At 53.6% G+C, this 13,527-nt stretch carries 12 protein-coding genes; 2 read left to right on the plus strand and 10 right to left on the minus strand.

Annotated features, from left to right (window positions below; genetic code table 11):
- Window positions 1-470: 470 nt before the first annotated feature.
- Complete coding sequence (locus CUN63_RS00125) at window positions 471-1,655, plus strand: acetyl-CoA C-acyltransferase family protein (RefSeq protein ID WP_129436661.1); 1,185 nt, start codon at window positions 471-473, stop codon at window positions 1,653-1,655.
- A 400-nt stretch (window positions 1,656-2,055) separates the two neighbouring features.
- A complete protein-coding gene (locus CUN63_RS00130) occupies window positions 2,056-3,480 on the plus strand; it encodes an undecaprenyl-phosphate glucose phosphotransferase (RefSeq protein ID WP_129436662.1) in 1,425 nt (474 codons plus the stop codon).
- A gap of 76 nt (window positions 3,481-3,556) precedes the next feature.
- Here CUN63_RS00130 and CUN63_RS00135 read toward each other — a convergent pair whose 3' ends face one another.
- From CUN63_RS00135 to CUN63_RS00180, 10 genes are all read right to left on the minus strand, one after another.
- Window positions 3,557-4,678 carry a glycosyltransferase 61 family protein gene (locus CUN63_RS00135; protein ID WP_129436663.1) on the minus strand — a complete coding sequence of 374 codons (1,122 nt, stop codon included), beginning with the start codon at window positions 4,676-4,678 and terminating at the stop codon, window positions 3,557-3,559.
- Between the two features lie 82 nt (window positions 4,679-4,760).
- Window positions 4,761-5,903, minus strand: a complete 1,143-nt coding sequence (locus CUN63_RS00140; protein WP_129436664.1) for a hypothetical protein — start codon at window positions 5,901-5,903, stop codon at window positions 4,761-4,763.
- A gap of 272 nt (window positions 5,904-6,175) precedes the next feature.
- Complete coding sequence (locus tag CUN63_RS00145; protein ID WP_129436665.1) at window positions 6,176-6,910, minus strand: WecB/TagA/CpsF family glycosyltransferase; 735 nt, start codon at window positions 6,908-6,910, stop codon at window positions 6,176-6,178.
- Window positions 6,910-8,097 (minus strand): glycosyltransferase family 2 protein, encoded by a 1,188-nt coding sequence (locus tag CUN63_RS00150; protein WP_129436666.1) that lies wholly within the window; start codon window positions 8,095-8,097, stop codon window positions 6,910-6,912. The genes CUN63_RS00145 and CUN63_RS00150 overlap by 1 nt, the downstream gene beginning before the upstream one ends.
- The gene (locus CUN63_RS00155) at window positions 8,094-9,296 is read right to left on the minus strand and encodes a glycosyltransferase (RefSeq protein WP_129436667.1); all 1,203 of its coding nucleotides are present in this window, start codon (window positions 9,294-9,296) and stop codon (window positions 8,094-8,096) included. The genes CUN63_RS00150 and CUN63_RS00155 overlap by 4 nt, the downstream gene beginning before the upstream one ends.
- A 75-nt stretch (window positions 9,297-9,371) precedes the next feature.
- A complete protein-coding gene (locus tag CUN63_RS00160; protein ID WP_129436668.1) occupies window positions 9,372-10,307 on the minus strand; it encodes a DUF535 family protein in 936 nt (311 codons plus the stop codon).
- A gap of 7 nt (window positions 10,308-10,314) precedes the next feature.
- The gene (locus CUN63_RS00165) at window positions 10,315-11,292 is read right to left on the minus strand and encodes a glycosyltransferase family 2 protein (protein WP_129445030.1); all 978 of its coding nucleotides are present in this window, start codon (window positions 11,290-11,292) and stop codon (window positions 10,315-10,317) included.
- Between the two features lie 43 nt (window positions 11,293-11,335).
- Complete coding sequence (locus CUN63_RS00170) at window positions 11,336-11,860, minus strand: serine O-acetyltransferase (RefSeq protein ID WP_129436669.1); 525 nt, start codon at window positions 11,858-11,860, stop codon at window positions 11,336-11,338.
- 8 nt (window positions 11,861-11,868) lie between these two features.
- Complete coding sequence (locus CUN63_RS00175; protein ID WP_129436670.1) at window positions 11,869-12,825, minus strand: glycosyltransferase family 2 protein; 957 nt, start codon at window positions 12,823-12,825, stop codon at window positions 11,869-11,871.
- Window positions 12,818-13,435, minus strand: a complete 618-nt coding sequence (locus CUN63_RS00180; RefSeq protein WP_129436671.1) for an acyltransferase — start codon at window positions 13,433-13,435, stop codon at window positions 12,818-12,820. Before CUN63_RS00180 ends, CUN63_RS00175 begins: the two co-directional genes overlap by 8 nt.
- Between the last annotated feature and the right edge of the window lie 92 nt (window positions 13,436-13,527).

Below are 13,527 nucleotides of genomic sequence, written 5' to 3' on the forward strand. Positions count from 1 at the left end.
GAGGCCGAGTGGAGGTTCTGCGCAGTGGGCAACCCGGCATGGATGCCGGTTAGCCGCCCCCGGCCATGGATGGCCGATGGCGGCGGGCCCACGGAGCAGGACCGGAGCGCGGGCATGCCGAGCCTAAGCGAGGCACCGAACGAAAGGGGCAAGAGCCCTTGGTTACTTGGGGCTTTTCCAAGTGACCCGCCGTAAGGGCGGAACCCTAGGCCGCCGTGACCGCAGAAACGGATATGTACCCCAACCTTAAGTGAACAGCATTACGGACGTGTACCGGGCTTTTTTATTTTCTTTTCTACGCTTTTGACCGGATCAGACGGATCAAAAAGCGACTTCAACTGAAATGGCCAAAAACGCCACCCCCCTTGAGCAGTTTTGGCATAGGCCAAAATCATCGCTGTGTCTAGACTCATCCCCATATAACAGTGCGAAAGCACACTTGAGTCCAGGACTGTTCCAGGGGAACCCGCATGAACCCATCCGACATTTTTGTTATCAGCGCCGTCCGCTCGGCCATCGGCAGCTTTGGCGGTTCGCTCAAAGATGTGCCACCCATTCAATTGGCCACTGACGTTTGCCGTGCCGCCATTGAACGTTCGGGGCTGGCACCTGAACACTTCGGTCACGTGGTGATGGGGCATGTGATCCCGACGGAAGCACGTGACGCCTACATCTCTCGTGCCGTGGCGATGAATGCCGGCCTGCCGAAAGAGACGCCCGCCTTCAACGTCAACCGCCTCTGCGGTTCTGGTTTGCAGGCCATTGTCAGTGCAGCACAAAGTTTGATGTTGGGAGACGCAGGCGCTGCGCTGGCGGGTGGCGTCGAATCCATGAGCCGCGGTGCCTACCTGTTGCCGCAGGCGCGCTGGGGCGCACGCATGGGAGATATGCAAGCCATCGACTACGTGCTCGGCGCTCTGCAAGACCCGTTTGGCGGTTTCCACATGGGCATTACTGCGGAAAACATCGCCGAGCGCTATGGCATCACTCGTCAGGCTCAGGATGAGTTGGCGCTGCTCAGCCAGCAACGGGCGGCCCGGGCGATTGCCGAAGGCCGATTCACTGACCAGATCGTGCCGATCGAAGTGGCGTCCCGCAAAGGCACCGTGACGTTTGCGACGGACGAGCATGTCCGCGCCGAGGTCAACGCCGAGCAATTGGGCAAGATGAAACCGGCCTTCAAAAAAGACGGCAGCGTCACCGCCGGCAACGCGTCCGGTCTCAATGACGGTGCCGGAGCACTGATCATGGCCACGGGTCAGATGGTTCTCGACCAAGGCCTCAAGCCCATCGCCCGACTGGTCGGTTATGCCCATGCCGGTGTGGAGCCAGAGCTGATGGGGTTGGGACCGATTCCCGCCACCCGCCTGGTCCTCAAACGCGCCGGCCTGACCGTTGCCGACCTGGATGTCATCGAGTCCAACGAAGCATTCGCGGCCCAGGCGTGTGCCGTGGCGCAGGAACTGGGCTTCGACCCGGAGAAGGTCAACCCGAACGGTTCGGGAATTTCTCTGGGCCACCCGGTGGGCGCGACCGGTGCGATTATCGCCACCAAGGCGATTCACGAACTGCACCGTGTTCAGGGTCGTTATGCCCTGGCAACCATGTGCATCGGCGGCGGCCAAGGCATCGCCGTGTTGTTCGAACGCGTCTGATCAGCCCAAACGAAGACGGCGCCCATTGTGGGCGCCGTCTCGTTTTACCGCGATGGAATCAGTGCGCAATGCACACAGATTTCAGCTCGGTGTAAGCCTCGATCACTGCGCGACCACACTCGCGCCCCAGACTCGATTACTGACCAGGCACCACCTTGCTGCAGACACCGCGGACGGCCCCGCTGCAGGCCGGTCGGTATCTCGATGGGCTTCATTTTTTCAGGCCCGGAGGTTCTACTAAACTACTCAGAACTACGCAGATTCAGTGAATGATTTCACAGTACTGCTAAAGTGAAGGTGGGTGGCTAATCGCGGTGACGCCAACGCTCTCAAGCGAGGGCAGCATGAACTGAATCGCGTCATCATCGAGCGCGAGGGGCAGCAGACATGAGGTCTAAATATGATATTTGAGCCCAACAGTACCCGTTCCGTTCTCCAGCGAAGAAGCAGTACCAGTATCGTTATTCAGGCTGGTCTCGATTGTGTTGCGGTGACCGGTGTTGCGTGGTTTTTGATCAATTATCATATCGGCTTCATAACGCAGTCCTATGTCATCCTGCTCCTGTTGCTGCTGGGGGCGTTGGCCGTCGTATACGACCACTATGCCATTTACCGCAGCAACGTTGGTTTTACCGTCAAAGCCTTCAAGCTTTTGAAAGCGTGGACTGCCACGTTTGGCTTTCTCGTTGCCATGGCCTTTCTTACCAAGCAAAGCGAACAGTACTCGCGTTTATTGGTCGGGCAGTTATTTGTTGTTGGATATTTTGCTCAGTTGCTTTTGCACCTCGCGACACGCGAGATGCAGAAGAAGTTTTTGGCCCACCCAACTCAATTGGAAAACTCGCTCATCATTGGCTCGGGCGAACTGGCCAGCTATCTTCACAAGAAAATCAGCAATAATCCCTGGCTCGGTGAGCGCATAGTCGGCTGTGTGTTGATTGGCGCGGACGATGATCAGGGAAAGGAAAGTCTGGAAGGCGCGCAACGTCTGTCGATACTGGGCGATATATCCGACCTTGATGAGTTAGTAGTTAAACATGCCATTCGTACCGTCTATTTCGTGACCCCTCTGGGTGGCTCAGAGGTCATCCAGGATGTTTATTTAAGGCTGTTCGATAAACACATCTCTGTTAACTGGGTGCCTGACATTTTCTCGCTGCGCCTGATCAACCACAGTGTTCGCGAAATTGCCGGCATTCCCGTGCTGACCTTGTCTGAAACTCCACTGATGGGGATGCGTCTGTTTCTGAAGAACCTTGAGGACAAAGTCCTGGCCTTTCTCATTTTGGTTCTTGCAGCACCAGTCCTGGTAGCCGTCGCCATTGCCATCAAGCTCGATAGCCCTGGCCCCATATTCTTTCGTCAGCAGCGCATGGGATGGAGTGGAGAAGCTTTCCGGATCTGGAAGTTCAGAAGCATGGTCGTCCACCAGCCGGAAGACGGCGTCGTCAAGCAAGCGCAAAAGAATGACCCGCGCATGACCAGGGTTGGCGCCTTTATTCGGCGGACCAGCCTCGATGAACTACCGCAGTTGTTCAACGTTTTGATGGGGGAAATGTCTCTGGTGGGGCCTCGCCCGCACGCTATTCAACACGATGTACAGTACTCGCCCGATGTCTCTGGCTACTTTGCGCGTCACAACATTAAGCCGGGCATCACAGGCCTGGCTCAGGTACGTGGCTATCGTGGTGAAACGAGGGATATAGAGCAGATGATCCGACGCGTTGACTCGGACATCGAGTACATCAACAACTGGTCGCTTTGGCTCGATTTCGTCATCCTTGTACGAACTGTGTTTGCCTTCTCCGGCAAGCATGCCTACTAAGCTGACATTACCCGGAATACCGGGGTGGCTTCCTGCCCCGGCATGAATTCAGATATCCAGAAACCTGAAGAAGCTGTTATGCCGGAAATAGATCCAGCGTACGCTCAACCTCATCGGGATCGATCCTAAAGCCATTGCCCTCTTGCGTACCGACCACAAAGCCAAAGTTTTGGTGATCACGATCCGTTAGATATTTGAAAAAACAGAGGAAGCGATTAGGGGGCTGCAAAACCAGCAGCGAACCACCCGGCTGGAGTACATTAACGCCGTGTATTAGATGACTCCCTTCAATCCCTACCACTGTTCTTGCACCGGCACAGGCCGCCACGATAGTCGGAACGTCGGATTTTGCAGGATCGATAATCCGAAATCCCCTGCGGTCACGCAGACGCTCGGCAAGTTCCAATTCATTGCGTAACAATCGCAATTCTCCCGTGCCACCTCGCAGAACGAACACGCCTGGGTGATCGCAAACTTTTACGTGCGAGAGTAACTTTTCACCCATCGCCCGAAAACGCAGGTGCTTATGTCGATTTTGACTTAGGTCGTCAAAGATAACGAGCTCACGAAAAAATGCATCGCGTAAACGAACCGGCGTCATACCAAGCCAGTCCTCATAGCCGGGGACGTGAAGTATGCAGGTCGTAACGGTGGACACAAGGTTGGCAGACACTGCCGTGGTCACCGGAACGCCTTCCTCGCAGGCTATTGGATAGGTTATACAATCATCCATTAACCACGAGCCAAACCATTTATTCCCTCCCGCCGTACAAAACATCGCACCGCGATCAATTTCGTTTTCTACGCGAATCTTTGGTAACCATCCAGATCTAGGCGACAACGAAGACTTGGCATTACCTTTGTAAAGAGTGCCATCAATTAACCAGACATCTTTAAGCAGGTAGCCTCGTGTTGACCCATGTTCAACACTGCCCACTCCTTCCATTGTGCGACGGGGATGCTCGTAAGGATAAAAAAGCTCCCCTGCCCATCCCGTCACACGTTCGAGTTGATTGGGAAGGAAAAACGCGGGCGGAGCAATTGAGATTTCGCCTGGAGCAATTTCCCACGTTTTCACGGCTAGGCTTTGCAGCGTTAACGACGGCTTCCGTATAAGTCGCGTTTTAAGAATGTGTTTATACGCAGCAAGGCTCCACTTTGATTGGCCGCCACTCGTCAATGCGTTAAATTTCGACATATGCCCCCCCATCGTAATGTGGTTATACCGAAAAAGCGTTTATGGCCAAACACGTAAACCGTACTTCTTTAAAGCAACCTATTCAGGCGGATACAATAGTTTCCAGAATAGGGGGTAATGCCAGATGAGCGTAGCGGCCGCGCAAGGTGTCGAGAAGCGCCTCTTGCGGCTTTCTAGAACAATGAAGATATATTTTGAACAGTCCACCAAAACCCATTTCACGATATCGACCCGCGACCTCCTCATCACTTGGTCCGTCCGGCAACCCAAGATGAAGTGTCAGCTTTTTGCCTTCGACAGCAAATAGAGGCGTCTCCCAAAGAAATTGCGCCGCGCCCACCTTAGGCAGTCGAACAAATAAATAGCCGTAGTTACCCAGCGTATCGACATCACCACCACGCCGTCTTTTCCATTCGAGAAGTCCATCGTCCGGGCGTGCCAGGCAAGTTCCGATATCATAATAGTCAAAACCATTTTCTATCGCCCATTCAAGCGCCATGAACGTGGTAATCGAGTTAATTTCACGTAATTTCTTAGCATCTGAAAATACAACATCGGGGTAGCCGAAACGGACGGTGCTCCAGTAGCGTTTTCCTGCCCGGGTAATCACGCACCCAAGATGGCATGCAACAATTTCATCCTCCAGCAGTACTAGATCGAGCCGCCCGGCGCTTTTTGCCACCCGTTGAACTTCACGGGATTCAATTTGAGAGGCCGCTGCTCCATGCCTTGCGCTGGCATAAGGCTTCAGCATTTCCCGATCTGCGATTTCAATTTCGTCATCGTTCAAGGCCTGTTTCATACGATAGCGCAACCGGTTCTTGCGCAGATTTCGACGCAACTCGGTATTGTACCTTGCCGTAATATCTTCAATTGACCGGCTCAGCGGAACGACAGCACTTAAATATTGAGGCACATATAATGCACCCAAGGTCGGCATTTCACTGACCCACACTGTCCGCTCTGAATTATCCAACTTCAATTGGCTATTAACCGCTTGAGATTCAGCGCCCAGTAGAACCTTTACAAATTCCCGCTGTGTTTTCCTGCCCACATAGAGAATGTCATAGGTGCTGTCTTCGCGCAGTTTGAATCTGGCAATTTCCCAGCGCCAAAAACATGCCCTCCCCCCTATATCTTGCAGCCAGGCGAGCGCTTTCCTTAGCTCAAATCGCCTTGAAGGAGAGATTAACTTACGTATTAATTCGGCTATGTATTTTTTCATTTGGTTATTAGCACACTTCAAGGAATGGCCATTTGAGTTTACAAATCAATAACCTAACTACTCGAAATGAGCGCTCGACAGCCGAGCACTTTTTTCAAAATATGCGGCGTCTGACAACATTTTGTTGACGCCAATCTTAATGATGAAAACGACCCCGAACATACCCGTCAAGTCGATAATTCCAACCTGAGTAAAGGTGCTACGTCGGGGTTTTGCAAGATATTTCAGCCGTGTTTTTTATGGCGCCGGCCAGGCGTCAAATTCTTGTAATGTCAGGAATCCCTGTAGATCAACGTGCGTAACAAGAACATCGGATTACCCACCACATAGCGACTGAATAATCGCTTTGGCTCACCTATTAGCCTGAACAGCCACTCACAACCGATACGACGCACCCATTGCGGAGCACGAGTCACCTTGCCGCCGAGAAAATCTAGAATCGCCCCTCCGCACACGACCAGACAGGGCACGCCACTATCGGCTAACCTGGCAGCAACGGCTTCTTGCTTGGGCATGCCCATACCCAACACAACCAGTTCCGGCTGAAACTGCCGGGCAAGGTTTATGTAAGCATCCACCGGCGCGAAACCATGGTGAGCAGAGACTACATTGACCCCAAATAGCGCTTCGCTACGCTGTACTGCATTGGCTAGAAAGGGCTCTTCAGTACCCCAGAAAGCCACGCGCCGGCCCTTGAACACGGCCAGTAATTTGGGAATGAAATCGGTGCCATTCATATTCAACCCCGGCGCTAAGCCGAGTCGACGAAACAGGATGGCCATGCCGGAGCCATCCCTCAATAACACGTCCGCAGCCAGCAGCGCGTTAAAGTAGTCGGTATTGGACGCCACCAGATTCATGGCATGGGCATTCGCGAACCCGAGCACTGTCGTCACGTCAGGTCTGGATAACGCATCAATCAATGCTTGCTCGTCATCAACATCGCTGATCACCCTGAGTTTCTGGGTAATCGTTTGCCAGCTGTGCTGCCAGGATAAAGCACGCATTAGTTGTCATCTCGCTTCGAACGCACCCATTCAACCTGGCGCTTAAGCAAAAATCCGAGATACAGAGGGATTTTCTTCACCGCGTAGAACGGCGCGTACAACAAGGCTGAAAAAGAAATAATCCCGCGACCAAATTGGCTCCATGCCAGCAAGATAGTCACACCCAATATTGCCACCCCGGAAGAAGCTATCAAGGCTGGCGCCAAAGCTCCCGACAGCATAAATACCAACCATGCCACACCAAATACCGCCCCCAAGGCCAACGTCAATAAGGCCAACGGAGGGACCAGCAAATCCAGCGTCATCGCCAGCAGACTCCAGTTACGCTGGCCAATCGACTCCACCAGCAACTTTGGCGTATCCCCAAGGATTACCCCTAGATGACCATGTTCCCAGCGCGTACGCTGGGTAGTTAAGCCTTCATCGCTGCGCGGAAAGTAACTGGTCACCAGAGCATCGGGGCAGAACAAAGGCGACTTGCCGCTTCGGCATAAATCCAGGCCCATCTTCAAATCTTCAACGATGTGGCCACTGGCTAAATCGATCAACATCAGATCCCGCCAGACGAAAGCCATTCCCGTGCCCATTAGCTGACAGGGCAAACCGAGCCGGGTCCAACCCTGCGGCCGTACCCGATTCTTCACACACCAGGCAAACTCGGCAAGCCGCACTTTTAGCCCGGAACCTGCTGGAGCAAGCATTAAATTAAGTGCTTGCGCTGGCCGCCCTGAGTCGATGCAACAGATTGCCAAACGCTCAATAGAACCCTCGGCCACCTGGCAATCCGCATCGATAACAATCATGACGTCCGGCGCATCACTCGCCAAATGACGCACCCCGCAGTCCAGCGCATAACCCTTGCCACGCTGCTGAACATTGCTGCGTTCCACCACCTCGGCGCCCGCCGTGCGGGCCAGCGCGGCCGTGTCGTCAGAACAGTTATCCGCCACCACCAATAGACGATCACCCAAAAGCAACTGCGGCCGAATGCTATTTAACGTCGCGACGATGATCGAGGATTCATTGTGTGCCGGTATCAACACAGCCACCCGCGGTCGCGATCCTTGCGCCGACGAGCGCGACCGTGCAGGTAGGCAGGCCATCAACACCTGCACAAACAGCACTAACACCGGCAGGAGGATGAGTATCAGCAGTAAGCTGAACAGCCAACTAAGTAATGTGATCATGCTTGCGCCCTAAACAAATTAGCCAACTTGGCCGCTTCGATATCGATGTCGTGTCGCTCCAGCACCCTCTGATAAGCCGCCTCGCCCATCCGCTGCAACACCTCGACAGGTTGCGCGAGACAGTCCGCCAGCGCCGCCGCCAACTCATCCACAGCACCAGCGGGAAACAACCAACCGTTCACACCCTGTTGCACTAACTCGGGAATGCCCGCCACATAGCTCGTCAGTACGGGGCGGCGCAACGCCATGGCTTCCATGATGACCACCGGCAACCCCTCGGCGAAGCTCGGCAACACCAAGGCCCGCGCCGCAAGAATCTCCGCCCGCACCTGATCGCTGCTGATCCAGCCGGTAATTCGCACCCGCGCCTGCAAGCCATGCCGTGCAATCAGGGTTTCGATTTCCGCGCGCATTTCTCCATCGCCGGCCAGTACTATTTCGAACTCCACGTCTTGAGCTGCCAGGATGCGGGCGGCTTCAAGCAGCAAAAGCTGACCCTTCTGCTCACACAAACGACCTACACAAACCAACCGCGGCGTGGATGGCACGGCAACGGCCGGTACGTCGTGAAACGCCCGCTCCAGGCCACAATGCACCACCTTTACCCTTGCCCAGTGTGCATGAGCCACCCAGCGAAACAGCTGGCTGCGCCCATAGGAACTGATAGCAGCGACAAAGGCCGCGCGCCGAACTTTCTCGCCCAAATGAATAAACTGCGGTTTGTCGAACTCTTCCGGCCCGTGCACGGTAAAACTGTACGCCGGCCCACCGAGTACATTGGCCAGCATCACCACCTCGGTTGAGTTGGTGCCAAAATGCGCATGCACATGCTCGGCACCGAACGCCTGCAACCACATCAGCACGCGACACGCCTCGGACAAATAAACCAAATGATAGGGCCAGGGGCGATCGGCACGCCGGCCCATGCGTAACGCCAGCCACAGCGCCGAAAAAAAACGTCGCGGCTGGGCGCGCAGCACCTGCAGCACAGGCACTAACAGCTCTTTGACTCCGCCCTGCAGCACATACTGGGTTTTATCGCGTTCGGACACGTCCTCGGCATCCACCAATTCGGCATCCCAGCCACGCAGAGCAATGCGCTGCACCACAAACCCCTGACGTTCCAACGCCAAAATTTCGCGACGAATGAAGCTATGGCTGACTTTGGGGTATTGATTGATGAAATAAGCGATGCGCATAGGAACCAGACTTAGTTGTCGTTGCGGTGGATTATTACTGCAAGTAATCCCACAGTAGTACAGGTATCAGGAACGTCAACTAGCCACACGGCTGCTGCTATAACTGCCTATCAACACGCCATCTATCTTTTTAAAGGTGTCATCCAGCAGTTCATAGCGCCTGCGGTACATGGCACGTTTTTTTGAAGCAATACAGTCGAGCGGTTTCCTGGACAGAATCATGGGAATCTCAAAAAAATCTTCGCGCTCTGATGGAGTCGCTCCATGCTCTAACCAGATCACATCATAATTTGCCGCCAGTTCTAGAGCTTTGTGAGCGCCAAAATACGGATGACGATGGTGGCGATACCCATCCCCTACCGCATAAATTTTTTCAACGCCGATATTGATGGCAATGTATTTAATAACTTCGATCAGAAAGCTTCTTGGCCGAAGGCCTTCAAAGTCTTTTGTCAGGTCCCTGTAGATACTCAACGACAGTTCACTCTCGACGCCTTTATGTATCCCTTGAACGGCACCGATAAAAATACATAACTCAGTGTCCGTGCGACACAAGGTGAAGGCTATCGACGCAATGCGCAGGTCACCCTGAAACAAGTTCAGCACCAGCTCCCCTTCACGCATAAACCATATCGGACGATCCAGCACCAGGGAACAGCCAGCCGCAAACTCCGACAAATCACTCAGCAGCAAACTGTCACTTCGCCCCAACAGCAATAGCTGCGGACAGCTTTTGGTAACCACTTCGTAATGCGAGGCCAATACGCTAAGTTTATTCTTGGGGTTCCAGCTTCTACTGATGTATGGCCAATGAACAACGCCCACACAATCCCCGCCTAACTTCTCAACACCGGACTCACCCAGAGCGCTCGACATACGCCCGCAAAACAACTTTAGCTCGGACCAGTTTTTTGCAACTAAAACCAGCATTTTAAACTTATTATTCAATGCCCTTAAAGAATATCCTGCGTGTAAAAAAAACACGCTCTTTAATATCACCCAATTATTCATATAAGTCTCACTTGTATTCGATCAACGCCGTCTTGCCGGCGCCGAATCTGTTCAGTAGAAACTTGACTTGCCCGAGCATCTCGGGAAATTTCCCCAGCACGAGAAAGAAAGCCCGCAGCCAGTTTTCGCGCGTGGACCTATCGCCCCCACGGGCGAGGCGCACGACCTGCAATGGATAGACCAGCAGCACAAGCAGTCCAAACCATCCCAACACCAAACTCGCGATAACAGTCGCCAGCGGGACACCCAATCCCCAGAACCAGACACGGCGCGACTCACGCAACCAATGTTGCTCCGGTGCGGCCCCATGTAAAAATGCGCCCTCGGCAAAGGCATAACCACCGCGCAGGGTACGCCGCCACCATTGGCCGAACCGGGTCATGGTTGCATCGTGCAAGGTCATTTCCTCGCCCAGACGCCAGATCTTCCAACCATTCCCACGCAGACGCACGCACAATTCAGGCTCTTCCCCGGCAATAAGGCCCGGTCGAAACCCGGACGCTTCGGCGAAGGCGTCAGCCCGCATTAGCGCATCGCCACCACATGCCTTGGCCTCACCTACCGGCGTATCCCATTCGAAATCACACAGTAAGTTGTAAACCGAGTGCTGCGGAAAACGTTCACGGCGCCGTCCGCAGACCACCGCGACGTCAGGATGTGTATCAAGAAAGGCCTGCGCCCGGGGCAGCCAACCCCCGACAACCTCACAGTCACCGTCGACGAACTGCACATAACGCATCACCGGCATTAAGCATTGTATGCAGGCAAATCCTTCATTGCGCGCACGCGCAGCCGTAAAGGGAATCGTCATGTCCAACTCGACCACCTCGACCCCAAGCCTGAGTGCCATCTGCACTGAACCGTCTGTTGATCCAGAGTCGACATAAACAACCTTCTCCGCCGAACCGACGAGGGAAGTCAGACAACGCTCAAGCCGTAGGCCTTCGTTGCGACCGATAACAACGACACCCATCCCCATAGCCATGGCGTTCACTCAGCGACGCAATTGAAGTAATCCATCGGGTGGTTCATGAGAATTCCCTCGATTCTGCGTACTTCCTTTTCTTGATAGTCGCAGGCACGCCCACTGCCACCGAGTCGTCCGGTACATCGGTCAGCACCACAGCATTGGCACCAATCACGACATTGTTACCAATGCGGATATTGCCCAGCACCTTGGCCCCTGCACCGATATCAACATTGTTACCCATCACCGGAGCAATCGGCTCACTCACATTCTTGAGGCCCACGACGACGCCATTGCGAATACGGCAATCATCGCCGAACTGCGCAAAGCCACTGATCACGATTCCGCCGAAATGATCGATGACGAAGTTGCGCCCGACCACAACCTCACACGGCAGCTCGATACCCGTGACGATCTGCACCAGTTTGAAGAGGACTTTGTATATAAAGGAGAACAACTTACGTAACAGTGCCGGTCGCACACCGTAACGCCAGCGCCCAAAGCGATAAACCACCATCACCCAAAACCCCTGAGCCCCCCAATCTCCGGCGTATGCACGCAAGTCCGCACGTATGTTTTCGAACATAACTGGCTCTACCGTGTTGGTTGGCTAGCGAATTTGGTATCACGCAGCAACGCCCAGGTCACACGAGTATGCTGCCAACACGCCCCTAAAGCGGCCCGACCGCGGCCTTTCAATATCGCCTTGAGCGCCAAAATCAGATCACCCAGACTCACCAGCAGCATATGTGAGGCCAAACCAGGCAGACCGTGGTGCTTGCGGAAGTACAAAAGCTCACTTTCGATTTGTAACGTGGGTAACTGGCGACTAACCGCATTGAGTTTGTCAACAGACTTGGCACTTTCACCACCGATATGCACCACCGTGGTATGCGGGTAATAAACCACCTTCCAGCCCGCCTGTTTAACGCGTTTGCAGTGATCTATCTCCTCGAAGTAAAGGAAGTAGCGCGGGTCGAACAAGCCAACCTGGTCGATGACTTCACGGCGGATCAGGTAATAGCACCCGGGCACCCAGTCGCACTCACGCACCGAAGCATGATCCCAGGCCATGTCGTCGACTCTCTTAACCACAGGGAAAAAGCGTTCAAGCCCTGTACGCGAGAGGAAGACATTCAACGGCGTTGGAAAATAGCGACAGGAGGGCTGTAAATCGCCCTCTCGTCCAACCAACCGAACGCCGAGGACACCGCAATCAGGATGAGTCTCCATGTACTCGAGGGTCTTGCTCAGGGTATCCGCAGCAACAAAGGCGTCGGTATTGAGAAGCAACGCATACTTGCCCTGCAGGTGTTCAACCAATTGATTATTGGCACGCCCAAAGCCAACATTGTTTTCATTGGCCAGTTGCAATGCCTCTGGACAAATAGTTGCCATACACTCCAGCGAATTATCGGCAGAGGCATTATCCACCACTAAATAGCGCGTGCGATCCACACTATTGGACTGGCGTAACGCATTAAACATCGGTTGCAACAGCTCCGCTGTATTGTAATTAACTACCAACACGTCAAGGGGAGCACTAACCATTGGGTTGCTCGCCAAAAAAATGTTGCGCTCTCATTGCTATAAGCTTCGGTTCAAGTGCCGGGTCGTATACACCACTGCGCTGCCTGATAAGGTCAATCCACGGATAAGTGGCGCTACGCTCTTCGACTTTCGCCAACACCTCTTCCATTGTACAAATAACCTTGGCTGGATTACCCGCAACCACTACTCCAGGCGGAACATCTTTTACGACTACAGCACCGGCTGCAACAATCGAATCAGGACCAATAGTCACACGCGGCATGATGATAGAACCATAGCCGATAAAACAATTATCACGTATATCGATAGCGCCGACAGAGTCAAGTTTTTTACCATAGCGCACCTCGAGCAAGCCGACTATTCCATCGTGACCGAATAGCGTGCAACAAGATAAACCTACATTATTTCCGAGTCGTACTAGTGAAGGGTCAGTTATATTGGCAGCAGGATTGATCCATACGCCTTTACCGATGGAGTGCAGCCCCCCCCACCGAACCATATGTTTAGCCCATTCATACCCGTCCGGTTTACAGAATTTTTTATAGAGCGAGGTCCCATGCCCCGTTGTTTTTGCAATATGAGCAATAATACGTTTTAGTAGACCAATCATCCTGTCAGCCTCAATAATTCAGCGATAGACATCTGTGCCAGAGTTAGATACACCCTGATTCTTCATTACCACTACCCTAAGAGTAGACGCTT

Origin of the sequence: Pseudomonas sp. ACM7, from assembly GCF_004136015.1 — a bacterium.
In the GTDB taxonomy this organism is placed as follows: domain Bacteria; phylum Pseudomonadota; class Gammaproteobacteria; order Pseudomonadales; family Pseudomonadaceae; genus Aquipseudomonas; species Aquipseudomonas frigoris.